The organism is Paenibacillus sp. FW104-T2 (assembly GCF_058789975.1).
In genome coordinates, this window is record NZ_JBYTCE010000032.1 from 31,268 (window position 1) to 56,591 (window position 25,324).

Consider the following 25,324-nt stretch of genomic DNA (forward strand, 5'->3'; position numbering starts at 1 on the left):
ATCACTCTTCCTCCAGGCCATCCATTAAACTTCGAGTATCCAACTGCTCGTAGAAACGAGTCAAATCCAGCACAAATCTCTTTAAAAATTCAAGCTCCATTTTGTTATATTCGCCCAGAAAACGGAGGAATTGATTTTCAATCTTTTCGTGCAGATCGGCATGAACGTGAAACAGCTTTTTACCTGGTGAGGTTAATCGGAAATAAATCTCCTTTTTGTTGTCATTTAACTGTGTTTTTCGAAGCCATCCTTGCTTCAGCAGTTTATGGGCCACTTTGGAGGTGTTCCCTTTGCTGAGCTCCATTCGTTCAGCTATGGAAGTCAGATTAATGGGTTCGTGTTCCCCAATACACGCAATCACATGCACATCCGTCATGTTCATAGCTGCGTCTGATGACAGAGTCTCGCGAATAATATTCATGAAGAATAGATTTTCCTGGTCATCCTTTTGTTCTTTTTGATGCAAAAGCTTAATAAACAATCCATAAATGTAACGCAGATCTGTCTGTTCCTGATCCATAGTTTTCCCAACCTTTTCTTCTCTCGGTAATTATGCAAGCTAGGCTTGAGTAACTTATATTATACACCGAGTTTGTTTCAATGGAAACAATATAATCAGAATTAGTACGATAATATCAACCTCCTGTTCCGGGACTACAACAGGGTAAGCTTTTGTTCAGCGGAAGTGCGCGACTTGGGTTTCGGTGTTTTGTCGAAGTACCCCATATGCAGCACACCGACGATTCGCTCATCTGTCTTCACGCTCAAACCCTCGCAAAAAATGGGGGAATGAATGTATTCCATCGTGGACCAAATCATACCTAAGCCCTTTTCCCAGGCAAGTAGTTGAAAATTCTGAATAACGCAGCTTACAGCCGCATAGTCTTCTTCCTGCTTATGGTGATCCTTTTCATTCTTCATTACCACAATAAGATGCGCAGGCATGCGGCTGAACTTATTTTTCAGCGCCTGCTGCAGTTTGCCGGGCATCAACTTCATCAATTTCATGTTTTGCACCGATTCAAGCATCAGACTGGCCACATGTTCTTTTGCTTCTGCACGCTCCGCGAGAATAAAACGCCAGGGTTCTCGCATGCCATGATTAGGTGCCCAGACCGCATCATTAAGCAATTGAATAATTAAATCTGTGGACACCGGTTGTGTATTGAAGCTGCGGATACTTCGTCGAGAGCGAATCGTATCGGCTATTGTCATATGAACTTCCTCATTTCCGAATAAGTATGTATACCGCTTTTATATTTTGTTTCTCACGAAACAATATTAGGGTACTATGAAATGCTAGCAACGTCAATCCTTATGTTTCAAGCCACAAACGAGCAAATGCCAGAAGCGTCTTCCTTCATGTCTTAAGAGTTTGTGGCACAGACAAGCCATGGATCTCATCTCCCCCTGCCCTTTCATAATATCCAGGCCCTGCTTCATACATGTATGAATGACGACCAGGTCTGCATCAGCATGATCTGAACTGGAGGGATAAACGAATGACAAAAGGATCACAATCTAACGGTAAACCAACCTTTGTTCCACAACCAATCCGAAGAGACGGGGCAGGCGGGCCTGATTTGGGTCCACGTGATGTCATGAGAGACCTTGAAAATCCGGATATGCTGGTTCCACCTGCAACGGATGCAGGACTGCTCCCCAATCTGAAAATGTCCTTTTCCGATACACATATGCAGTTAAACCATGGCGGATGGTCACGCGAGATTACAGTACGCGATCTGCTCATAGCCACGACTCTGGCTGGGGTCAACATGAGTTTGACTCCAGGCGGCGTACGGGAACTCCACTGGCACCAGCAATCCGAGTGGGCTTATATGATCTGGGGAACGGCAAGAATCACATCTGTTGATCAGGAGGGCCGGAATTTTATCGCTGATGTCGGACCTGGGGACCTGTGGTTCTTTCCCAAAGGCCTGCCCCATTCCATTCAGGGACTGGAAGAAGGCTGTGAATTTTTGCTCGTTTTTGATGATGGTTCCTTCTCCGATCTCAACACGTTATCCATTTCAGACTGGTTCGCGCACACCCCTGCAGAGGTACTATCTGTCAATTTCGGAGTACCCGAATCTGCATTTCAGTCCAGGCCGACAGATCAGATTTATATTTTTCAGGATCAGGTTCCAGGTTCACTCGCGAGTCAGGAGATTCCTTCACCCTATGGTACAGTCCCCTTTTCATTCAAACATCGTTTGCTGGCTCAGGAGCCGCTTATAACGCCGGGAGGAAGTGTACGCATCGTGGATTCCATCAACTTCCCGATCTCCACAACCGTCGCTGCTGCACTGGTCGAGATTAAGCCTGGTGGTATGCGTGAATTACACTGGCATCCGAATGCGGATGAATGGCAGTATTATCTTACGGGACAAGGAAGAATGACGGTGTTCGGCGGCAATGGTACGGCACGCACATTCAATTACAGAGCCGGGGATGTAGGGTATGTTCCTGTAGCCATGGGACACTATGTTCAAAACACGGGCAGCGATACCTTATGGTTTTTGGAGATCTTCCGAAGTGACCGTTTTGAAGATATCTCATTGAACCAATGGATGGCACTTACACCTCGTGAACTTGTCCGCGACAATCTGAACGCTCCAACGGAGCTGCTTGATGCCCTGCGCAAAGTGAAATGGCCTGTCGTTTAATTTCATATGTACCTCTATCAAATAGTCCCAAACGGGGTAATTCTCAGAGAACTACTATACGATAGGAGGAATATGATGATGAGAGCCGTTACTTTTCAAGGGACCAAGGATATTCAGGTAAAGCAGGTTGAAGATCCAAGACTGCAACAAAAGGATGACATTATCGTTCGTATTACTTCTACAGCCATATGTGGATCAGATCTTCATATTTACCAGGGAGCATTACCCGCTGAAAAGGATTATGTCATCGGTCATGAACCGATGGGGATCGTGGAGGAAGTCGGTCCTGAAGTGACACGTGTAAAAAAGGGGGACCGCGTGGTCCTGCCTTTTAACATTTCTTGTGGCGAATGCTTCTATTGCAACCACGACATGGAAAGCCAATGTGACAATTCCAACGGTAACCCGGATATTCACACCGGTGGTTATTTCGGATTTACGGAACGGTATGGCAATCACCCTGGTGGTCAGGCGGAATTCCTGCGTGTGCCATACGGAAATTTCATGCCGTTTGTCATTCCGGAATCCTGTGAATTGGAAGACGAAGCCTTGCTGTTTCTATCCGATGTTCTTCCTACCGCATACTGGAGTGTCGAAAATGCCGGCGTTAAACCTGGAGATACGGTAACCGTACTCGGCAGTGGGCCCATTGGCTTGATGACCCAGAAGTTCGCCTGGATGAAAGGCGCGAAGCGGGTTATCGCTGTTGACCGCCTTCCATATCGCCTCGATAAAGCCAAGCGTATGAATGATGTGGAAACCTTCAATTTCGAAAATTATGATGATATGGGCGCACATATCCGCGAGATTACGGGTGGCGGTACCGATGTGGTCATCGACTGTGTCGGCATGGACGGCAAAAAATCCACTTTGGAGGAAATCGGACAGAAGCTGAAGCTTCACGGTGGTGCCCTGAGTGCCATTGAAATTGGTATGAAAGCCGTACGCAAATTCGGTACATTCCAGCTTACAGGTGTGTACGGTTCGTCCTACAACATGTTCCCACTGGGCAGTATGTTTGAACGCAACATTAATCTTAAAATGGGACAGGCTCCTGTCATCCACTATATGCCTGAATTGTTCCGCAAGATTACAGCAGGTGAATTTGATCCGACCGAGATTGTCTCCCATCGCATTGCGCTGGAAAATGCCAGTGAGGCGTATCGGATCTTCAACGATCATGAAGACGAATGTACCAAAGTTGTGCTGAAACCTTAATGTAGGAGCATGAGTACAGCAATAAGGCAGATGCCCTTGTACAGGTCATCTGCCTTTTGTGTTGTTTATTCATGTGCCAGACTGGATGAAAATGGGTACCCTTGTTGCATCTCTTGAACTATCTCGCTTTTGAAGCCTGAATAAGTACACTCTCTCCCCCGAAGCTTGACAGCTTATTCGGTACTGCCTCTTCGAACCGGAAGAACTTTTTAATGACCGAAGGTGCACATAGCATGCTTGCTTCAAGCTCCCGTACATCCGCTTCAGGCAGTCCGGCACGCTTGCACCAATCTTCAAAGAGGAAGGTTTTCTCGAAGGAAACCATCGCTTCCACGCGATATTCCGCCACTTCCATCATTCGAATCCACTCCGACTTGCGCCATGCACGAACATGACTGGGATCGCGGCGCTTCTCTACTTCATTGTAGAATTGATCATATTCATCACGCTCCGGTGCCACGTTGTCTATCAGCAGCAGTCTTCCGCCTGGTTTCGTTACCCGGAACGCCTCCGTTAGAAAAGAAAAAACATCGGGAAAATGGTGCGCAGCGATCCGGCAGGTGACGATATCGAAGACATCATCTTCGAAGGGTAAATGCTCCGCATCTCCCGGTACAAAATTCACGTTCTGATGACCGCTCTCCCTAATAAAGCGTTCAGCCACCTGGAGCATCGGCTCTGTCAAATCCAAAGCCGTTACCTGCTTAACAAGAGGGGCCAGTGCACACGCAACATGCCCTCCTCCCGTTGCTATATCAAGTACATGCATATCAGGACTTGCCCCAGATGAAGCCACCAGCACATCCAGATCCTTGCCCTTGGCATGCAGGGGACTGGTCACATACTTCTCGGCATTTTTGCCGAATTGCTGCTGCACTTGTCCTTTCATTCCGTCATGAGTCATACTGCTTCCTCCTTGCCTAATGTTCCGATAGATGAAACATCGTTTCAAAAGTAAAATTATTGTAACTATTTTAGCACAGATCAGGGCCAAGCGAAAATAAAAAGCATTCCCTGAATGAAGCCACTCAGGAAATGCCTTGGTATTGTTACATGAGAACACTGCTTATTTTACAACCGTTGGTGACTTTTTCCACAATCCCAATATCAGACCCGAGATTACTGCACCGATCGCAACGGCCAGCAGGAACAGCAGAGCATGGTTAGCCAGTGCTGCTACGAAAATTCCTCCGTGCGGAGCCGGTACGTTAATGCTCCAGAGCTGTGTCAGTCCGCCTGCAACGGCCGAACCAATGATACAGGATGTCAGTACACGCAGCGGGTCTGCCGCAGCGAATGGAATGGCACCTTCAGTAATAAAGGATAATCCGAGCACATAGTTCGTTAAGCCGGATTTGCGTTCTTGTTCCGTGAATTTGGTTTTAAAGAACGTGGAAGCCAGAGCGATGGCCAGAGGTGGCACCATCCCGCCTGCCATTACGGCCGCCATCCAGGCACCGTCCGTATTGCCGCTTGATGTGAATACACCAATGGCAAATGTATAAGCTGCTTTGTTGAACGGTCCACCCATATCAATGGACATCATGCCGCCAAGCAATAATCCAAGCAATACAGCATTTCCTGTTCCGAGATTTCCAAGTGCATCTACAAGCCACGTGTTAAGCGAGCCAAAGATCGGATCGAAGACATAGTAACTGATTGCACCAACAATGAGCAATCCGAGTACAGGATACAGCAGAATGGGTTTCAGACCGTCAATGGCTTTAGGCAAGCCTCTGAGCAGCTTACGCAAACCGATAACAACATAACCAGCAAGGAAACCGGCTGCAAGTCCGCCAAGGAAACCAGCATTGGAGTTCACGGCCATCAATCCACCAACCATACCTGGCATCAGGGCTGGACGGTCACCAATACTCATTGCGATAAATCCGGCCAGTACCGGAATGAGGAAGTGGAATGCACCCGTTCCGCCGCCAATCGTCTGCAGCAGCTGGAAGAGAGGATTATCCTCGCCCGCAAGCTGTTCGATCAGGAACGAGATCGCAAGGAGGATTCCTCCACCCACGACAAACGGAAGCATATGTGAAATCCCGTTCATCAGATCCTTGTAGATCTTGCTGCCTACGCTCATTTTGCTCGCACTCGCTCCGTCTTCCTTCACATTGCTGCCGCCTTGGCTGCGATAGATTGGAGCATCTCCATTCACCGCTTTGCGAATCAGCTCTTCAGACTTACGAATTCCGTCGCTTACCGGTCTTTGAAGTACCGGCTTACCGTCAAACCGGGCCATCTCCACATTTTTGTCTGCCGCGACGATAACCCCTTTGGCACGAGCAATCTCATCTGCGGTCAAAACACTCTGTGCTCCCTCAGAACCATTGGTCTCTACACGGATATTAATGCCCATTTCCTGAGCTTTCTTCTTGAGTGCATCCTCAGCCATGAAGGTATGTGCAATTCCCGTTGGACATGCTGTAACAGCTACGACGAAATCTTCTGAATTCTCATTACCTACAATGATGCCAGGAGTTTGCTGCGGTGCAGAACCCGATTCACTTGCAGCTTTTGCAGCCTTTTCGGCTTTCGCTTTCTCCTTGGCAGCTTCTTTCTCCGCTGCTTCCTCCTGTTTCGCATCAAATAATGCACTTACTTCTGCAGGTGTATCCGTACTCATCAGTTGAGCAATGAAATCGCTATCAATCAGCAGCCTGGAAAGAGCAGCGAGTGTACGAAGATGGGTATTACCTGCACCTTCAGGAGCAGCAATCATGAAAAAGATATGAGCCGGCTCATCATCAAGCGCTGCAAAATCCAATCCATTTTTGCTTTTTGCAAATACTACAGTTGGTTCATTCACTGCAGATGTCTTCGCATGGGGCATGGCAATACCGCCGCCAATTCCTGTGCTGGACTCTGCTTCCCTTTTATAGATCATTTCCTTAAACAGAACTGGATCGTTAATGCGTCCACTTTTGTTCAGACTTGCAATGAGTTCATCAATTGCTTCATCTTTGGTTGTGGCTTGCAGGTCCATGATCATCGTTTCCTGGATCATCAGGTCTGTTATTCTCATCTGTTACACTCCCCTTGAGTTCAGTCGGCCTGCGCTTGTCAGGCCGAATTAATAAATTACAAATGGCTTGCCTCTGAAATGTCGATCTACAATTTGGTGATGGTAACCTCGTCTCGAAGCTCTTCAATGAATTCGCGTGTAGCAAGATCATCCGAGAAAGCCGTCGCACTTCCGGAAGCGACTCCCGTACGGAAGGCTTCAAGGATGTCACTATTTAATACATAAGTGCCTACGAAACCTCCGATCATGGAATCTCCAGCCCCAACCGAATTTTTCACCGTTCCTTTTGGCACACTGGCGTGGTACACATCCGATCCCGTAATCAACAGGGCTCCATCTCCAGCCATGGAGATTAATACTTGCTTGGCCCCTGCTTCCAGAAGTTTGCGACCGTACAAGACCAGCTCTTCCCGAGTTTCAATAGTAACCCCGAAAAGTTCAGCGAGCTCGTGATGATTCGGCTTCACCAGCAATGGCTTATGCACCAGTGCTTCCATTAATGCCGGCCCAGTGGTATCAATGACAAACTCTGCACCCGTCTGCTTGCAGACCTGAATGAGACGATCATAAAAATCAGTTCCCAGGGATGGCGGAATGCTACCCGATAGAACGACGATATCTCCCATTTGCAGCGAGGATAGTTTCTGCAGCAGTTGTACTGCTTCTTCCTCACGAATGACTGGGCCAAGACCGTTAATTTCTGTCTCGTCTCCATGCTTCAACTTGATATTGATCCGCGTATCATCCGCAATGGTAACAAAATCAGTCTGTATCTCATCTTCCTGCAGCTTGTCATTAATGAAACGACCTGTGAATCCACCAAGGAATCCAATCGCCGTGTTACCTGCTCCCAGCTGATTCAGCACACGTGATACATTGATGCCTTTACCACCTGGAAGCTTCAAATCCCGATTCATGCGATTCAAACCGCCGAGCTTCAGGTCATCCACTTCCACGATGTAATCAATGGAAGGATTAAGTGTTATCGTATATATCATTGTTATCCCTCAATTATTTTAGTTTTCTGCTCTATTACGGCTCGCCAGTGCTCTGGCATCTGCTCGGTAATCAGATCTGCCTCCTCCAGCTCAAACAACTTGGCAAACGTAATTTCACCGATCTTGCTGGAATCTGCCAGCACGTATGATTTCCCGGACAATTGATGCGCCCTTCTCTTAATCAAGGCTTCCTCCGGGTCAGGAGTTGTATACCCCATCTCGGGATCCACACCGTTGGTTCCAAGAAAACATTTATCAAAACGGAAGTTGTCCATATTTTGTAATGCAATACTTCCGATGACGGCTTTGGTATGGATTTTCATCATGCCACCAAGCAAATAACTTCGAATCCGCTTGCTAACGAGCGCTTCCACATGGGATAGACCGTTGGTCACCACGGTTACGTCCTTGGCTTCAATATAGGGAATCATGGCCAGCGTCGTCGTACCCGCATCCAGATAGATACAATCGCCATTTTCGATCTCCTGAGCAGCCAAACGAGCAATCGTCACTTTTTGTTGAATGTTTTTGGATGTTTTCTCTTCCATGCCTGGCTCGAGCGTCTTTTCGTTCATCAGTGCTGCCCCGCCATGGATGCGTTTCAGCATCTGACGGCTCTCCAAGTCAATTAAATCGCGTCTTATCGTTGATTCGGACGCACCCAGCACGTCGACAAGTTCCTGTAATTTAACTATCCCTTGTTGATGTAAGCGCTCTATAATTGCAGCATATCGTTCTTCAGTCAGCATCTTCATTCCTCCAACTGCTTCTATAGTAACATAAATTCCTCAAAAAACAATCATTTTCGTTCAAAATAATTTATAAACCTTCAGAAACTTGCATCTTTCGACTTTTGTACTCCATTATCTCCCATAATATTAACTAAAACGATCACAATCATCCAATACTAAAATCCTATATCTGTGTCTCTGTATCTTACCAAGGCTATCCCTTGCCTTGTTACATCAAAAAATCCTGCAGCCGTTCATCGCATGCAGGATCATCAGAGGCATTACTGGTTTATTCCCGGTTTGGGTTTAAGCCATTTTCCATTTTCATTTATAAACGCACCCTTGAAACGCCCCATTTCGAGCTGTTCAATCAGCTTCTGCTCATCGGTAGCCAGAATCTCAGCGAGTTGTTCAGAGGTGTAATAATCATTGGGGTCATAATCCAACCAGAGTGGAACCGCCGTATCATACAATTCCTTAATCATATTCTCAAACGATTGTCTTCCCAGATCCTCCATATCCTTATAAAACTGCAGAGGATGAGATACCATATTTCGAAAAGACTTGTTCTCCAGGTTCATCCAAAGTGTATTACAAGCTTGTACACTCATATAATTTTGCTCGACATCGAAGAACTGAATATCTTCAATCTTCATGTATTTCTCCTGAAATGCAGCAATCTTGATTATGGGTACACCCCGCTTGCGTGAAGCTTTCTTCAGATGAGCTCTAAACTGTTCGTAGGTCATTTCTTTCATCCACTTACACCTGCCCTTTACATGTTCCATTCGACATTTTACAACAAAACCATGCAGAGTGTAAGTTCTCCTATAAAATAAACAAACCGCACAGCAGAAACTCACTGTACGGTTAGTAATGTGGCTATAATAAGGTTGGTTCAGCTGGGAACGATGCTTTTTACCCAGGATGCTGTGAACTCCCGCTCATCGTAATCAAAAAATTGCTGTAAGATCGTCTCCCGATCATCCAAAAACAGCTGGTCCGCTATGGCTGACACCAGTTTAGGAACTGCGCTTTTGGTGCCCGAGATGGCAGAAGCGGACAGACCACAGCTTGCAAGGGCAGAGTAATTGAAAACAAACAGCCCGTGCAGCTGTGACTCGCCTGCTTCACTTCGGCTCGTCATCGCAAATCCGGAAGTAAGGAAGGGATGTGCATCCAGCAGCTCATTGCGCTGCTCAGCCGGCGCTTCATAACAATCCGCCCAACGAGCAATATGACTTTCCACCAGTTTGAGTTCCGGCCGCAATGCGGGATCACTTAGCAGCCCCGTACTAATCACCAGAAAATCAAAAGCAAATTTCCCCTTGGCTGTTGTCACTACGGCTCCATCCTCGTTTGCTTCCACACCGAGCCAGGGTGAATTCAAATGCAGTTCAAAGCCCGGCCAGGCTGCTGCCCGGTTGAAGGTATCATTGGTTGGAGGTTGATTGTATTGAAAAAAGTGTGAAATTACCGCATATTTATCAGCTGCCCCTAATGCATGAAAACGTTCAATCATCCCGGATTGCTCCATCTGGCGTATGGGATTGACACTTGGAAGTTGTGCTCGCCGCACAAACACATGTGCTTCAGCAACTCCTGCAGCAAGCGCAAAACTTGCATTATCAAAAGCGGAAGCTCCTCCCCCTAATACGGCAATTCTTTTGCCGCGCAACCGCTCAAAATCAATAGCCTCGGAAGTATGAGCATACAGTTCTCTCGGCAGTCGTTCTGCAATCATGGAAGGTACGTGCCATTCTCCTCCTCCCTGTATGCCGGTAGCCAGCACGACCTTTCGCGCCAGCAGCGTGCCGGAATCGACACCGGAACCCTCCACATGAAGTCGGTGAATCCCCTCAGATGCGGGTTCAATCAATTTTAGCTTTACTTCATTGATTACAGGCAGATTCAGCACGTCACGATACCACCGCAAATAATTCATCCAATCCCCGCGTGGAATCTTGTCCACCGCTTCCCAACCTTCCAGTCCAAACTGTGCCTCCCACCAGGAACGAAAGGTTAGGGATGGAATACCCAGATCAATGGACGTCAGATGTTTAGGAGTACGCAGGGTCGTCATACGGGCGTATGTTTCCCAAGGCCCTTCCAGTCCGGCTTTATTTTCGTCAATAACCAAAATGTTAGAAATCCGCTCACGCAGTAGGCCAAAAGCTGCTCCCAGGCCGCTCTGTCCTCCTCCTACAATAATCACGTCATATACATGACCCTCATCATGTTCCATGGAACGCACCCAGTTTGCACCGCCATAGGCCAAATATGCGAGATCTTCTTTTACTCGTTGATTCAAAGCTTCCAGGCTCATGATCCCCAACCCTTTCAAGATACATTAATCGATTTCGATTCAATCCCAGCCATACGTTAAGTTGATGTCATATTTAACTCGTTTTTCAGTGCTATCGCTGCATCTGCGACATTTATATTAGCGTTAGTATATGGGTTGCATTTACTTTTTTGAATATGACGGAAGCTTTATTGTCATCCAATCTAAAAATAGCTAACATGCTTGTTGACCGTTACGAAATACACCCTCAAATAAATGTTGGCCGTTACTGAAAGTTGGATGTCATCGTTATGACCAAGGCGTACATATATAAAAAAGACCCGGGTATTGCTTCCGGATCTGTCTGTCATTCATAAGCAGTATTCATTTATTTGCTTGGTTAGTGATTAATCAATTACTAAACATTAAAAAATGTAATTTACTTTTTCTGAAGCTGTGTAATGGTTTCAGCAATTCCTTCTGCGAAAGGCGTCGCCTGCACAGGACCAATGTTGCGTTCATACTTCTGTCTGCTTAAGACGAGTGGCTCCTTGGTTAGGTATAACATCTCTACGACTTCCTTCATGACCGGCACCCCCAGCCCAATCAGGGACAGTCCTATTTTCCCAAGTGCCATGACTGGTTTCGTTACACCCGCCGACCTCTGTGCGATCCTAACGATCTCTTTGCCTGCAATAATGCCAGCACCGGGTATATTCCAGTTCTGATTGTAGGAGTTCTCCCTGCTTGCCAGTTCCACTACCATAACCGCTGCATCAGGCAGATAGATATATTCCCGTGGTGTTTCCATATTGCCGATGAAAAAAGCCATTTTCCCCTTAGCGATCGATTCAAGTGTTGATCCCAGGTAAGAGGCTTCATTCGCGGTCGGACCATAATAATCAGGCAAACGTACAATCATGACTTGTGCTCTGGACCACCTGCTGCTGAATAACATCTGCTCGTAGGCGAGTCTTGTTTTTCCTTTGCGGGTATGCGGCTGCTTCGGATGTTCTTCCGTTACTTCGTTCATTTGCCTTCTCCCGTATGGGTAGATCCCATCAATGACCACCACTTTCAGACTCAGCTGTTCAGCTGCCTTCATAACGGATTCACCCAATGGTAGGAGTCTGCTCTCCATCTCATGGTAAGGCACGTTGGCACAGTGGAACATCACATCCGCATTCTGGGAAGCAGCGACTATTTCATTTGGGTTAAATGCATCACCCACAGCGAGCTGGAGATGATCTGGGAAACCCAGCTTTGCTGCAAGCTGTTCCAATTTGTGCCGTGAACGTCCATAAGCAACCGTTGCGATCCCCCTCTTAATCAATTCCTGTGTAATGGCAGCACCCGTTCCGCCTGTTGCACCAATAACAATTGCCTTTTTCATCTCCATACATCCTCTCACTCATTTAGTTATTGATCAATTACTCACAACTTCTGAACACAATATAACGCATATTTAGTGATTGATCAATAACTATTTTTGAAAAAGGGCATTTACCCTTCCTATCTCTCTTTGAGCTCAGGCATATCTAGGGCTATCGAGACATTGCATAACATGCCGATCGCCAGGAAAACCAACGTTCTTTGCTTCGCTTCGGCAATGCCAGCATGGCTAAAAGCATTCAGAACCATGGTTCTCACTTCACTGAACCCTTTCTGCATCGCTTGACGAATTACTTCTTCCTGAATGGTCTGAGCTTGCATCTGAAGCAGGATTTCACTTTGGTGTGATTCCAGAATCTTCTCGTATGCGTCTATCAATTCGCGCTCCAGTTGATCCGATGCTGCTGTTTCTACAACCTGTCGAAATGAATCAATGACTCGCGTCCATGATACTTCCAGTGCAGACAGCAGCAGGGCTTCCTTCGTTTTGAAAAAGCGAAAAATATAAGGCTGCGAAATCTGCGCCCTCTCCGCCACTTGTGCTGTCGTTGCTCGGTAGTATCCGATTTCTGCAAATACGTCAATTGCCGCTGAGATAATGTCGTTCCGCCGATTGACTGATGCAGTGCTATCTTTAGCCATGAACATCACACCTCTTATCCCTGTTATTAATTGATCAATAGCTAAAAGTATATAGGATAGCCGTAATCATTGCAAAAGTTCAATCTCTTCCCTTTTTAAGCCTGTCCGGATTATAACCATAGGTTTACCTAAACCGGCTGATGAGATAACTGCTATTCACATCCCCCACCTGTTGGCAGCCTCCATGACACTTGCCTCGCCACTTTTCTAGCTCATGATTTCCTTTATCCGTATCTGAATGCAAAAATTACTTGTCAGTACGCCTAGTAACCATTTTTTTCATTCAAGCCCAACAAACCCGCAGACGCTGGCTCAGGCCGCTGCAGGTTGTTGAATGATGTTCAGTCGGATCCGTACGATGCAGTACAAAACCGCTAGTTCACTGATGTAGGAGATTATTCAGTCTCATATCTGGAGTAAGCTTGGGACAGCTGTTGCAATATCCATGAGTATGATCTCCATCGCCCACCTGATACGCCAGACAGCAATAACGACGAATATAAAGCAGCGGTCCCTTCCACTTCGAATGTTCGAAAGGTTGAAGCTGGATGGCAAAAGGGTTGGTTTCGAAGGGCTTAAACCACAAGTCCCGATCCTGTTCGATCCGATTCAGCCTTGGCTCCGTTAACCGACCCCACTGGCCTCTCACCAACCGGACATAGAGCTGTTGCACATTATGTGCAACCAAGCTCCACATGACCTTCGGGTTTGCCTCTGTCACCTCGGATACTGATTGAAAAAGCTGGTCCAAGTGCTGCTTTAATCCATCCTTAAGAATGTCTAGTTCTATTCTCCGCAGATCCGGATCTTCGCTGCCTTGCAGCGAAGCATTCTCCAATATAGTTCGGTATCGCATCCCACCTGATCCGTTTAGTTCAAACCGCACCATCTCGTCAACTATACTCAATCGGGCATCGTACAGACTGAAGGCAGAGATCACCGCCATCACAAATACCGAATAACGCTTGGCAAAAAGTGTACCAACGGCAATGGCCCCTTTTCCCCTCAGTTTAAGTCCCTGCTGAATGGCCTGTTCATGCAGGATTAACATCCGCTTCTCTTTGTCCAGCAAATCCTTTGCACAGAAAGGATATAGAGAATCTTCACGCATATCTCCGATTGAGGTTACGAAAAAGTTCCGTAATGTGTCCGTCATTTCCAAATGGTCAGAGTCTCGGATACTTTCCATCTACTCAATCATTTTCTGAACTTCGTCTATAATTTCACTTCGGCCAATTACTCCCCATCCCTTGAACAACCAGAAAGAGTCTGTCTCATAGACCTGATCTGCCTGTACGGCCGGAACCTGCTTCCAGAGCGAGCTCTCGCTCATGCTGTTCAGATAATCCTGTCCGTTAGGATCAACTTCAAGAACGACGAAGTTTGCATCAATATCAGAAATTTTCTCCATGGAAAGATCTTCACGTTGTTCAGATGGTGTCACAGCAGTAGGTTCAAACCCCAGATCATGATACAGGAGCGTGTTGGTGGGGTGTCCTTTTGCCGCATAGATTTGCAAATTCTTCTCTCTTACCCGCAAGTAAGCGAGTTTTTTCTGATCCAGCTGCGCGATCTTCTCCTTTAATTGAACAGCCCGTTGCTCCACTTCGCCCATTTTCTCCTTAGCCAGATCCACCTTGTCGTACATTTCTGCAATTGTCAACAGATCCTGAGTCCAGTATGTGGTGTCATCTTCATAATCCATCCATTCATTGCCCAGTACCACGGTTGGAGCAATCTTCTCCAGCTGTTCATATGTATTTTCAGCCGTTCGACTCTCAATGAGAATAACATCCGGGTTGAGAGCAACGATTGCCTCCAGATTCGGACTGTCCGCTGAGCCTACCGTAGGAACTCCTTCCAGCTGGTCTGCAAAATAAGGCAGGTAATCTCCGCCGTAGCGTACTTCCACATTGACGCCTGCAGGTTTCTCGCCGATGGCGAGCATATGATCAATATAAGCCGCGGACAAAACAACAATACGTTCTATCTTTTTTGGCACCACCGCTGTTCCTTTCAGATGCTGAATCGATTGTGTGTCATTCTCTTGTGCGGATGTGCCCTGATTGGATTGGGCTGCTTCCGGTGACTTGCCACATGCGCTCAAAACAAGTATAAGAAATACCGAAAATATAAAAAAACTCTGTCTTAACATCTGTAATAGATCCCCTCTTCTATTTAATAATAATAATAATAATCATTATCACTATGATAGAAAAAGGGAATCCCTCTTACAATGGAATATCTCACCTTCCTTGCTTGCAGCATATCACCTTACCGAAATTCCAACCTGGTTGGCTACATAACGCATGGCCCACATCCGTCCGGCAGGTCCCAGTGTTTTGAAGAACATATCGCCTGCATCGTAAACCCGCCCCTCTTTCACTGCATCCAGTGCCAGCCAACGTTCCGATTGTTGCAATTGTCTCCACCTGGTACTCGCTTCCGCAGTTGGATCGATCATGACAAAAATATGATCTGCCTTGAATAATTCCAAACGGTCAAGATCAGCTTCCATAACCCATTTCTTCATCGGAAAACCATCAGGTAAATGGAATGACAAATCATTATAAAGCAGAGCCCCTGTCTGGTTCGTCTTACCATACATCCGGTAGAACGCAGCGGTTATTCGTATAAACATCGCGCTTTGGGGTCCCCATCTGGATTGCATTTTCCGGTGCAGAAGTTGCCTCAAGTCGGCATGTTGCTCCACCCAGCGTTCCGCCTGCTCCGCGCGCCCCAGAATATCTGCCATTTCCACAAGTCTTTCACCAACGTCGTTTGTGTGTTTGATCATGGCGGTCGGTGCAATATGATGCAACGCTTCATCCGGTGCGTAGCGATCACTCGTAAGAATTAGATCCGGTTTGACCTGTCTCAATCGATCATAGTTTCCAGTCAGTCGGTCTAGTTGAATATCTTCTGGAACGTTGGTATCCAGTTCAGGAACCCTTGTGTGACGTAAAACCCTTTGATTATAGGATAAGATGGTCACAGGCTTAAGCCCCAACGTAACGATATAATCGTCCAGCCCATAATATAAGGTGGCAATTCGGTTCACTCTCTTTTTCATATACATTGTCGGAGCAACACCCTCGGATTTTTTGAATATGCGACTGAAATAATGCTCATCCCTGTAACCGACCTGTTCCGCAATGTCCCTGATCTTGTCTGACGAGAACAAAAGCTGTTTGGCTTTGGACATACGCTGTTTTAGCACATACTCCATCGGTGTCATGTTGAATTGCAGTTTAAACGTCCGAATAAAATGGTTTACACTTAGTCCTGCCATCCGGGACATATGGTCAAGCCTGATTTCGTTCATATAATGACGAGTCATGTATTCTATGGCCTGCTCCATACCAGTGGCGGGGGGATTTTCTTGTTTCACACTTACCATAAGTCTGATTAACAACTGATGCAGAAGGTGTTTTCTGTGATTATTGTCCATGCTTTTACCTAATGAAGCAACTCTCTCTGTTGTTAACGTCTGCATCCTTTCATCAAATTCCGGAAAATCGGAAGACAGATTCAGTTTGCCCGTCAACGTGAATTCAGGTTGCCTGACGAACCAGTTATTTTGGGAACGTGTCAGCTCAACACAAGTAAATAAAATGATTTCATATCGGGCTGGTTCTTGGGAGTACGTCCTAAACTCCACTTGCATTTCCGGCTTCAGCAGAAACCAGTCCCCCGGAGCCGCTGTGTGTACAGCATCATCAATCATCAGAATTCCTTTTCCAGTAACTACTCTGCATATGGCATACCTTTCCCAGTTTCTTCGTTTGACCACTCCAGGGTCCATTACATATTTACACACGTGAACTGAAGAGATGAATAGCTGTTCCAGCCTTTTAAGCGACATTTTTTCTTCCATGCGATATATCTTCTCCGTTCTCATCCAAATTGCCTGATTAAAAGTGCGACCGGCACAACAATCCTTCTATATCACTAAACTGATCCTAATTATAAATGATAATTCTCAATAACAACAAAGATTGATATGATCCAGCTATTCTGGAGACCATAAAACAGGAAAAGACATAAGACTTAATCCACACAAATCCCTTTTTTGGTCCCAAGTGTTGCAAAATAAAAAGAGGCATGATATATTAATTGAGCAGTCAATGATTGACATGTCAATTGTTGAGGCGTCCATTATTTTTATCAACACTGGCATCGTAAAAAAGGCCACAATCGGATTGTGTGAACATAAGCCGTTGTTCATGTCCAGATTCACCCGGGAGGTCTAGTCATGACACGTATCGTTTCAAAGGAAGAGCAGATTATCAATCTGCTTAATGCACTTGGCAACAAAGTCAGCCCGAAGTTCGAGCGGTGCACAGGAATCAGTTCATCTCGCTTTGAGATTCTGTATGAATTGGATCAGGTCGACGAGATCAACCAATCGATGCTGCAAAAAATCATCAATATTGATAGTGCCGCCATTACCCGCCATTTGAAGCAGCTCGAAGCGGACGGCATGGTAAGCAGACGCAAAAATCCGGAAGACAACCGTGTTACCTTTGTTCGTCTTACCGATGATGGCCGGAAACATATTGAGGGTTACAAAGTAGAGAAGAAAAATTTTATTCATCAGATTCTACACGATTTCAGTAAAGATGAAATCCAGAATCTTGCGAGTTATCTGGAACGCATGCAGAACAATTTTTGATACTTTTAATAGAGGAGAGATCCACTGAATGAGTAGCTTTCAAAGTACATTTCAAAAAACGAACGATTTTAACGAGATCACATACGGCCGTCGTTCCGTTAAACTTTATGATCCAGAGGTAAAAATCAGTCGTGAAGAGATGACCGAGATTCTGGCCGAAGCTTCCCGCGCCCCGTCCTCCATCAACCTGCAGCCTTGGCGCTTCCTGGTTGTGGACACAGCTGAGGGTAAAGAGAAGCTTGCTCCTCTTGCCAGATTCAATCAAAATCAGGTGTTGACTTCTTCTGCAGTTATCGGCGTATTTGTTGACATGAACAACATCGAATATATGGAAGAAATCTTCGGCAAAGCGGTGGAGCTTGGTTATATGCCACAAGAAGTAAAAGATATGCAGTTGGCTAAAGTAATGCCTTATTACAAGGTTATGCCAGAATCTGCTCTTCGCGATGTCAACCTGATCGATGCAGGTCTGGTATCCATGCAATTGATGCTGGTTGCTCGTGCTCACGGTTATGATACCAACCCTATTGGCGGTTACGAAAAAGATCAAATCGCTGAAGCGTTCGGTATGGACAAAGAACGCTATCAACCGGTTATGCTGATCTCCATGGGTAAATCAGCCAAAGAGGGTCATCCATCCTACCGTCTGCCAGTTGATACGATTACAACTTGGGCATAATTGATGTATCACACTTTTCATTGAACTGCGTCACCATTGACTATTGGCAACAATCAAACAATTTATATACATTACGGAGGTAAACACACATGATTATCATTCACGCACACCTGTCCATTAAACCGGATCAAGAGCAAGCATTCCTCGCAGCAGCCAAAGAACTCGTTGCAGCAACTCGCAATGAAGAAGGCAACATCAGCTATGTCCTGAACAAAAGCACTGAACAAGAACATCAATATACCATGATCGAATTGTGGAAAGACGAAGCAGCTACAGCAGCTCACAACGCAAGCGCTCATTTCCAAGGATTTGTTCAACAAGCAGCAGCATTCATGGCTGCACCGATGAACGTGGAAGTATTTGCTGGCGAAGCAGTTAAACACTAAAATCAAGTGCACATCAGGTCATTTGCGAGCATCAAGCTCCAATGTGTCCTAATAAACAACAAAAGCCGTCTCCAAAGTCATTTGACTTTGGAGACGGCTTTTTGCCTTGGACGCGACTATCGGAGCTGATGTTCTGAACACAAGAAGAGCAAGGATCCACGTAGGTGAATCCCTTATTCGTTCCTGCTACAAACCCGCAGCTGCTTTAAGTTGTTTTCTCTGGGATGTAATTAATGTTCCCAGTTTTTCTGTTCCAAAGGCTCCTGCGGAGAAAGCATTGGCCTTTGAGTAGTACACCATTCTAAATGATGTACCATCTTGAAGGTGTACACGCAAAAAAATGCCGGTTTCATGCTTTGCCTTTTGGTAGACCTCATCAAAACCAACGTATGTTAAAGGCAGAAGCTCGTTAACGAATTCTGTAGCTATTTCTTGGGGAAAGTCCCCGATCACACTGCCATCATTGCCACTTTCAAGGCTAACTTTCTTTACTTTACCTTCGATATCCAAGAGACCACCCATTGTTTTGGCATTGGGATTTTCACTTACTTGATACATTTTATGATCCGCTACAACACGAAAGTGAGACTTATAACCTTTCAGTTCATAGATGTCCGTTCCAATAGGAAGAAATGCAGCATCTCCATTGGCAGTCACGTGATCCGCACATGCATGTTCATTCAGCATGTACGAGACTTCCCCTATCCTTTCCCCTATATTCTCTGCCGGTACGGCTTGGTCATTGTTATGGAAGTATAAAATACCATCAATCATTACAAAATCAATCCATTCGATAACCCCGGGGCATGGCTTTTTCTCTTCATTTATTACGAATTCAGGGTTAGCTTCCTGAGACTTCTCCTTACTCACTGTACCGCAGCTAACCAAAACAACCAAACTGCATAATAAAAACCAACGCATGTTCCGATATTGAAACAGCCCCATTGATATCACCTCATCTTATTAAACAAGGAAACCGGGGCCTGAGTTACAACCTTTTTTCGTATCACTCTCCCGTCTCTTCTTGCAGATTAATTTTTAGCAGATGGGAAAATCGCATGCGCAAACTTTTTTTGTCTACCTTATCTACAGCAGTTCGAGGCAGAGAATCGAGAATGTAGATCTTTGTTGGCCATTTATATCGTGCTAGCCTAGGTTCGCAAAACGCCCACAATTGTTCCAGCTTTAAACTCCCCCCGTCACGTAGAACGATGCAAGCTACAAGTTCCTCCCCTTCCCTGGGGAGAGGGATTCCAATAACCGCCACTTCCTTAACCTGTGCATGACCCACTAATACTTGTTCCACTTCAGGACAGAACACATTGGAACCGTTGATGATGACCATATCCTTAAGACGATCTAATACAAATAGATATCCCTCACCATCAAGACAACCAACATCCCCGGTGTGAATCCATCCATTCTCTTTTATTTCATTTGTGGTCTCTGGTTGACGCCAGTACCCCAACATCGTTTGGGCTCCACGAACTACAATTTCTCCAGACTCATTTTCTGCTGCATCTTGTCCATCTTGAGTAACGATCCGTACCTGAAAAGCTTTTTCTCCTTGTGCAGCTAGGTCGTTAGGACGGCCTACTGATCGTAGAACTATTAGATTATCCATATGATGTACAGGTAGTAGTCGACTAATTGCCATACCACATTCTGCTTGAGAGTAGTTGTTCACGATCAACGCCTCTGTGAAATGTTCGACCGCTTTAATTAGCGTATCTGGTGATATGACTGATCCTCCACATCCAATGACCTTAAGACTTGGTAAATCCTTACCCGTAGCGATTACCTCATTGGTCAAATCACGTAGCAGTTGCCCGACCGTACTTAGGTGCGAGATTTGTTCGCGATCTACTACCTCAACGATATGCTGGATATTAGCTGGATACTCATCAAGAAAGACCAGACAGCCTCCAGCTGACATTGTCGCCCATAGTTGGAATTGGCCAACAAGGTGTGAAAGATTAAGTACCAATACTCGACGATTCTTGTCATATCCAAACCCATTACTAGGCGTAAATTGGTTCCAAGCAGACATACTGCGATGAGAATGCATTACTCCTTTGGGTCTGCCTGTTGTTCCTCCTGTATAAATCAATACAGCGATATCATCCAATTGACGGTCAAAGACCTCAGCGGGAATAGGTGCTAGATCCTGATGTAAAATAGCTGTCATCGAATTAGAAACTGAACTTTCTTCAGCAGAATAAAGGATTGGAGGTCGCGAGAGAAGTTTTACAGCGGAATATGCTGTATTAGCGTAATCATTATCATGAACTAGGAATTTGGGTTCAGCGTCTTCAAGAATCGCTGCAATCTCTGGGACACTTAGTAACGGTGAAATCGCTGTCGGTATCGCACCCACTTCAACGGCTGCATAAAGGGAAACAACCAGCTGCGGATCCGGATGCCCGAGAAGAGCAAGACGATCTCCTGGCCGAAGACCATTCGCATAGAAGGCACGTCCAAGTTTTTCAACCAGATGATGCAGCTCACCATATGTGATAGTATGACCATGCCGCCTAAGTGCAGGAGCATTAGAAAACAAATGTGCTGCCATAGGTAATCGTTCGAATAGAAACATGATACCTCCCCTTAATCTGGTATGAGTACTAGGATTAAGGGGATCATATCATATTTCTGGAAATACTAATCATAACGTTTTTCAATGAGTCTCATCAGCTTACCTGATAATGTTTTAACTATCACTAGTCTTGTTAATCAATAAAACGGCAACCTGTTTTGGTTACCGTCTGTTGGTGTTTAGCTGTAATGTAAATTTCAGACATTTTGTTTGATTTTCAAACGGATTAGAACTCATCTTTAGGTGCAAAACGGAATTTGGTCGCTTGTTCGTAGGCGTAAGCTAGTCGAAAAAGGATCGGCTCACTGTAGGCGGTTCCGACAAATGTAATTCCCTGTGGCCCTTTGGTCGTATAACCATCTTCACCAACGATACCTGTCTCGACGTATTCACCCGGAACGGTTATTACAGGATACCCTGCGCGTGCAGACAAATCGAGCCCTTCCTCGTTACCCAGGAATATTAGCGCATCTAACTCATTCTCACGGATTGCATAGTCAATACCTTCGTCCCGGGAAAGCTGACGATTAAGCTGCAAACTCTCGGCGTACTCCGGTTCAGACAAGGTACCACTTGTTTCATTCGACCAGATCAGCGTATCCTGACCATACTTAAGTGCAACATCAGCATTTGCCTTATTATAAGCGATAAGCTCATCTAACGTTTGAACGTAAGCACCGGAACCCGCTTTGGCCAAATAGTCATTTAACCCTTTTTTAAATTCATATCGCATTACGTCCCAGTCCCACTTCGCACTCTCACAAGGCAATGACACCGGGTCAATAATGATTGCGCCCTGTTCTCTACATACACGGATAGCTCGTTCGATAACTGCTGCCCGTGCTTCATCCAGATCCTTATAGTAGAATCGCGGAACGCCAATTCTTGCGCCTCGCAGTCCGTTCGCATCCAGAAAGGGCGTATAATCTGTATAAGCTTTCCTTCCTTTCTCATGCATCACAGCATCATCCGGATCCACTGCAGTCATCGCACCAAGCAAGATGGCTGCATCTCTGACCGAACGCGTCATCGGGCCGGCTGAATCCTGGCTATAGGTAATGGGGATAATCCCTGTACGACTGACCAGACCGATCGTCGGCTTAAGGCCAACAAGACTGTTTTGCGAGGCAGGACTAATAATGGAACCCGATGTTTCTGTGCCAATGGCGGCGGTACACAGATTGGCGGCGACGGCTGCTGCGGAGCCCGAACTCGATCCCCCAACGAACAGCTCTCCAGGACCGTAAGGATTCAACGTCTGTCCGCCCCTTGAGCTGTATCCGGACCACATGGTGCTCGACATGAAGTTTGCCCATTCCGTCATGTTTGCCTTTCCAAGAAATACGGCTCCGGCCGCTCTTAACTGTGCAGCCACCATTGAATCTGACTGTGCAATATGTTCTGCTAGCGCGACTGAACCCGCACTGGTATGCATGTGATCTCCTGTATCGATATTATCCTTGAGCAGGATGGGGATACCATGAAGCGGTCCGCGTACTCCCTGTTCCCTCCGCTCCGCGTCAAGCGCGACAGCTTCCTCAATCGCGTCCGGATTGACTTCGAGTACCGAGTTCAGCTGAGGGTCGAGCCTCGCGATTCTCTCTAAATACCAACGAACGCAGACCTCGGACGATAACAATCCGGATTCCATCGCAGACTGTAGCGAAGTGATGTCTGCCTCTATTAGAAGCTCATTTAACGTTCTATCCATTTATAGTCTCTCCTTTTGGTCATCTACTTCTTATGGTTCGACGAATCTGACTGTTGTCCTCTCGCCTTGCAGCATAGAATGAGAAACAGCATTGATAAAGAGATAGACATTGATGCATCATCTTTTCCCTAAACTAAATCCATTTCCATGATAATCCCTCCCCTAATGGATATGAAGTTATGATATATTTTTAAGGAGAAGTTTTTTTAAGGGAGAATGGTTATGGTTAAACTTTCGCTTTTTGCAATTACCAAGACAATTGAGTGCTTACCACCAAGAATTGTCGATCATCTATACATGTACGTATACAAGGAAACGACCAGCACCTCAAAAGAGACGTGGCTGTTTGAGCTCATCAAGGAACTCTTAATCCAGAATTTTGGATTTGATACGCCTCATCTGGAAGACCACGTTGAGATTCGGGATAAAAATTATCGCAAAAGACAACAGAGCAAGAAGTATTGGCTCAAGAAATTTAAAGAGGAACTGGATTCGGTGCCAAACAATCCGGTTCTGATTGAGATTAGCTCTTGGAAACTTGCGCTGGAGCAAATGAAAGCATCGAATGCGGGGCTGGATATCGTTGCTGAATCCGAAAGATTGATTGGCGTAAAGGACCTGAATGATTTACCCGCTTTACGCTTGCAACAAATTAGTGAGTGGGCAACCACCAGCTCCACCTACCTCACGGACTATCGTTACTTGTCGAGTAAAAAAACCAATCAGATCAAAAAGGCCATCGACACCGATCTGCACTTTATTGTGGCTGATATTATTGATAAACACGATCTAACCAATGCAGTCGATGTGCAGCCTCATGGCCTGATCGAAGATGTCGTTTTTGCCGAAAAATCAACTAACCTGAAGATCCGAATGGAATTGGACGAAATCACCAACAAACAAACCTATTTTGATGATTATGAGATCAGTGACAATGAGTTCCTGCGCACCATTATCAAGGTTGAAGATGGCGATTTCCTGCTCGCGGATAAGAGCCTTACGAAATCACTGGATGGTACTGATCGGGATATCATTTTCTATGTCCTGTCCCAGAAGGATGAATCCTTTTACACGGATCGGACGATCACGGTTGATATATCCAAGCTGGTCAGCAAAGCTTATAATTCTTCTGGGGTTAAAAACTACGTTGAGATTGAGAAAAGATTGCGTAAAATCAGGTCGTTTGGCTTCCAGGCCGTGATTAAGAAGAAGTCCGAAAAGGCAAGATCCGGTTCTGCCGACTGGTCCATATTTGACTCGGTTGTCATCAACTCCAATCCCAATGGCAGACGTTATGCCGAAATTGTTATCGGTACGTACTTCCACCAGCAATACATTAATCAACAGACCGTCAAAATCTATAGAGACAGCCTCAACTCCATTGAAGGAAACATCTCTAAAATTTTGGTCCATGCATTACAGAAAGAGCGTCTGGAGCGGTATGTACAAGGGAACCAATTCATCGATATCTTCCCGCTGAGCTACTTCTTGCGTAAAGTCCGAATGGACAAAAGAAAAACAGAACAAAACATGAAAAAGATCCAGGACGCGTTAGAGGAGTTCAAAAGCCTGAATTTCCTGATTGCCGATTATAAGCGACTTCATTCCTCATTTGAGATCTCGTTTATTCCATTAACACACACGGAAATGCATGACTTTTTCGATCAAGCCGAACCGCCTATTCAGCTTACCTTTCCTATACAGACTGAACTTATTGGAGAATGAACCTCATTCTCCAATTTTTTTTGCTTATGTAGGTTTTCCTGCACACCATCTACCCTCATATTAGAAATATTAGTTTTTTATAGTACTGCTTGATTGAATTTTTATTACTCATTTCTCGTACTGCCATAATATTATTACTTTTTTTTCGTACTTCATTTCGTAATAAAAAAAAATATCCCACTACAACGCTATTAGCGCAATTCCACCACATTAATTTATTACGAAAACAACGTACCTGATTTCATTTTCTTACTTTTTATTCGTACTTCAATTCATTATTTACAATATAACATGGACTGAAAAGACGGTCTCATTTTTATTACGAAAAACTCGTACTTCGATTTGATGTTTCAAGCTTTGCACTACAGGGTACCGACCTAAATATTAACGTAATTCTCACTTATTTTTCGTACTTTCTAATAATTATTACTCAAAACTCGTACCTTAATAAATTTATTACGAATTCCACGTACTAAAATGACAAAAAAAAAGTTCTAGCTTTGTCGGGTACAACCTAAATGCAAGCTTGTAGCCCTATTTTTAATTTTCTAACTTTTTTCTCGTACTATATGTATGGTCTTAAAAAT

Annotated in this window: 22 protein-coding genes; 6 read left to right on the forward strand and 16 right to left on the reverse strand. The window is 45.3% G+C overall.

Translation table 11 applies throughout. The annotated features are described in order from the left end of the window. Position 1 precedes the first annotated feature (1 nt). Together AC3WQ3_RS27005 and AC3WQ3_RS27010 are read right to left on the reverse strand one after the other, a co-directional pair. Complete coding sequence (locus AC3WQ3_RS27005) at positions 2 to 520, reverse strand: MarR family transcriptional regulator (RefSeq protein WP_127536493.1); 519 nt, start codon at positions 518 to 520, stop codon at positions 2 to 4. Between the two features lie 134 nt (positions 521 to 654). Beyond that, entirely contained in the window at positions 655 to 1,215 is a 561-nt protein-coding gene (locus tag AC3WQ3_RS27010; protein WP_336779461.1) for a nitroreductase family protein, read from the reverse strand. A 287-nt stretch (positions 1,216 to 1,502) separates the two neighbouring features. Here AC3WQ3_RS27010 and AC3WQ3_RS27015 point away from each other — a divergent pair, with 287 nt between their 5' ends. Continuing rightward, complete coding sequence (locus tag AC3WQ3_RS27015; RefSeq protein WP_492474185.1) at positions 1,503 to 2,666, forward strand: oxalate decarboxylase family bicupin; 1,164 nt, start codon at positions 1,503 to 1,505, stop codon at positions 2,664 to 2,666. Positions 2,667 to 2,744: 78 nt separating this feature from the next. Beyond that, positions 2,745 to 3,884, forward strand: a complete 1,140-nt coding sequence (locus AC3WQ3_RS27020; RefSeq protein WP_095358973.1) for a zinc-dependent alcohol dehydrogenase — start codon at positions 2,745 to 2,747, stop codon at positions 3,882 to 3,884. 118 nt (positions 3,885 to 4,002) lie between these two features. Here the strand turns inward: AC3WQ3_RS27020 and AC3WQ3_RS27025 are convergent, their stop codons facing one another. The 11 genes from AC3WQ3_RS27025 to AC3WQ3_RS27075 all read right to left on the reverse strand — a co-directional run bounded on the left by AC3WQ3_RS27025 (position 4,003) and on the right by AC3WQ3_RS27075 (position 16,842). After that, positions 4,003 to 4,788, reverse strand: a complete 786-nt coding sequence (locus AC3WQ3_RS27025; protein WP_492474186.1) for a class I SAM-dependent methyltransferase — start codon at positions 4,786 to 4,788, stop codon at positions 4,003 to 4,005. A gap of 162 nt (positions 4,789 to 4,950) precedes the next feature. Continuing rightward, positions 4,951 to 6,918, reverse strand: coding sequence for a PTS fructose transporter subunit IIABC (locus tag AC3WQ3_RS27030; RefSeq protein ID WP_492474187.1), 1,968 nt, complete (start codon positions 6,916 to 6,918; stop codon positions 4,951 to 4,953). An 86-nt stretch (positions 6,919 to 7,004) separates the two neighbouring features. Further along, positions 7,005 to 7,916 carry a 1-phosphofructokinase gene (gene pfkB / locus AC3WQ3_RS27035; RefSeq protein ID WP_492474188.1) on the reverse strand — a complete coding sequence of 304 codons (912 nt, stop codon included), beginning with the start codon at positions 7,914 to 7,916 and terminating at the stop codon, positions 7,005 to 7,007. A gap of 2 nt (positions 7,917 to 7,918) precedes the next feature. After that, the gene (locus AC3WQ3_RS27040) at positions 7,919 to 8,665 is read right to left on the reverse strand and encodes a DeoR/GlpR family DNA-binding transcription regulator (RefSeq protein ID WP_127536500.1); all 747 of its coding nucleotides are present in this window, start codon (positions 8,663 to 8,665) and stop codon (positions 7,919 to 7,921) included. A 263-nt stretch (positions 8,666 to 8,928) separates the two neighbouring features. Then, the gene (locus AC3WQ3_RS27045; RefSeq protein WP_492474189.1) at positions 8,929 to 9,405 is read right to left on the reverse strand and encodes a hypothetical protein; all 477 of its coding nucleotides are present in this window, start codon (positions 9,403 to 9,405) and stop codon (positions 8,929 to 8,931) included. 140 nt (positions 9,406 to 9,545) lie between these two features. Next, positions 9,546 to 10,973 (reverse strand): NAD(P)-binding domain-containing protein, encoded by a 1,428-nt coding sequence (locus tag AC3WQ3_RS27050; protein ID WP_492474190.1) that lies wholly within the window; start codon positions 10,971 to 10,973, stop codon positions 9,546 to 9,548. 397 nt (positions 10,974 to 11,370) lie between these two features. Beyond that, entirely contained in the window at positions 11,371 to 12,324 is a 954-nt protein-coding gene (locus AC3WQ3_RS27055; protein WP_492474191.1) for an SDR family NAD(P)-dependent oxidoreductase, read from the reverse strand. Positions 12,325 to 12,443: 119 nt separating this feature from the next. Then, entirely contained in the window at positions 12,444 to 12,965 is a 522-nt protein-coding gene (locus AC3WQ3_RS27060; protein ID WP_492474192.1) for a TetR/AcrR family transcriptional regulator, read from the reverse strand. Positions 12,966 to 13,344: 379 nt separating this feature from the next. After that, on the reverse strand, positions 13,345 to 14,121 hold the full coding sequence (locus AC3WQ3_RS27065; protein WP_492474193.1) for a hypothetical protein: 777 nt from the start codon (positions 14,119 to 14,121) through the stop codon (positions 13,345 to 13,347). A gap of 33 nt (positions 14,122 to 14,154) precedes the next feature. Next, on the reverse strand, positions 14,155 to 15,120 hold the full coding sequence (locus AC3WQ3_RS27070; RefSeq protein ID WP_492474194.1) for an ABC transporter substrate-binding protein: 966 nt from the start codon (positions 15,118 to 15,120) through the stop codon (positions 14,155 to 14,157). A 114-nt stretch (positions 15,121 to 15,234) separates the two neighbouring features. After that, the gene (locus tag AC3WQ3_RS27075; RefSeq protein ID WP_492474195.1) at positions 15,235 to 16,842 is read right to left on the reverse strand and encodes a helix-turn-helix domain-containing protein; all 1,608 of its coding nucleotides are present in this window, start codon (positions 16,840 to 16,842) and stop codon (positions 15,235 to 15,237) included. 378 nt (positions 16,843 to 17,220) lie between these two features. Between AC3WQ3_RS27075 and AC3WQ3_RS27080 the strand changes: the two genes are divergently transcribed. The 3 genes from AC3WQ3_RS27080 to AC3WQ3_RS27090 all read left to right on the forward strand — a co-directional run bounded on the left by AC3WQ3_RS27080 (position 17,221) and on the right by AC3WQ3_RS27090 (position 18,705). Then, positions 17,221 to 17,640, forward strand: a complete 420-nt coding sequence (locus AC3WQ3_RS27080) for a MarR family winged helix-turn-helix transcriptional regulator (RefSeq protein ID WP_492474196.1) — start codon at positions 17,221 to 17,223, stop codon at positions 17,638 to 17,640. Positions 17,641 to 17,668: 28 nt separating this feature from the next. Next, positions 17,669 to 18,319 carry a nitroreductase family protein gene (locus AC3WQ3_RS27085; protein ID WP_095358983.1) on the forward strand — a complete coding sequence of 217 codons (651 nt, stop codon included), beginning with the start codon at positions 17,669 to 17,671 and terminating at the stop codon, positions 18,317 to 18,319. Positions 18,320 to 18,408: 89 nt separating this feature from the next. Further along, positions 18,409 to 18,705, forward strand: coding sequence for a putative quinol monooxygenase (locus tag AC3WQ3_RS27090; protein WP_127536506.1), 297 nt, complete (start codon positions 18,409 to 18,411; stop codon positions 18,703 to 18,705). Between the two features lie 186 nt (positions 18,706 to 18,891). Here AC3WQ3_RS27090 and AC3WQ3_RS27095 read toward each other — a convergent pair whose 3' ends face one another. From AC3WQ3_RS27095 to AC3WQ3_RS27105, 3 genes are all read right to left on the reverse strand, one after another. Further along, positions 18,892 to 19,626 (reverse strand): hypothetical protein, encoded by a 735-nt coding sequence (locus AC3WQ3_RS27095; RefSeq protein WP_492474197.1) that lies wholly within the window; start codon positions 19,624 to 19,626, stop codon positions 18,892 to 18,894. A gap of 85 nt (positions 19,627 to 19,711) precedes the next feature. Then, positions 19,712 to 21,277 (reverse strand): class I adenylate-forming enzyme family protein, encoded by a 1,566-nt coding sequence (locus tag AC3WQ3_RS27100; RefSeq protein WP_492474198.1) that lies wholly within the window; start codon positions 21,275 to 21,277, stop codon positions 19,712 to 19,714. Positions 21,278 to 21,527: 250 nt separating this feature from the next. Continuing rightward, positions 21,528 to 23,012: an amidase family protein gene (locus AC3WQ3_RS27105; RefSeq protein ID WP_492474199.1), complete on the reverse strand. Its 1,485-nt coding sequence runs from the start codon at positions 23,010 to 23,012 to the stop codon at positions 21,528 to 21,530. Positions 23,013 to 23,309: 297 nt separating this feature from the next. Between AC3WQ3_RS27105 and AC3WQ3_RS27110 the strand changes: the two genes are divergently transcribed. Further along, on the forward strand, positions 23,310 to 24,737 hold the full coding sequence (locus AC3WQ3_RS27110) for a hypothetical protein (protein ID WP_141236652.1): 1,428 nt from the start codon (positions 23,310 to 23,312) through the stop codon (positions 24,735 to 24,737). Positions 24,738 to 25,324 lie beyond the last annotated feature (587 nt).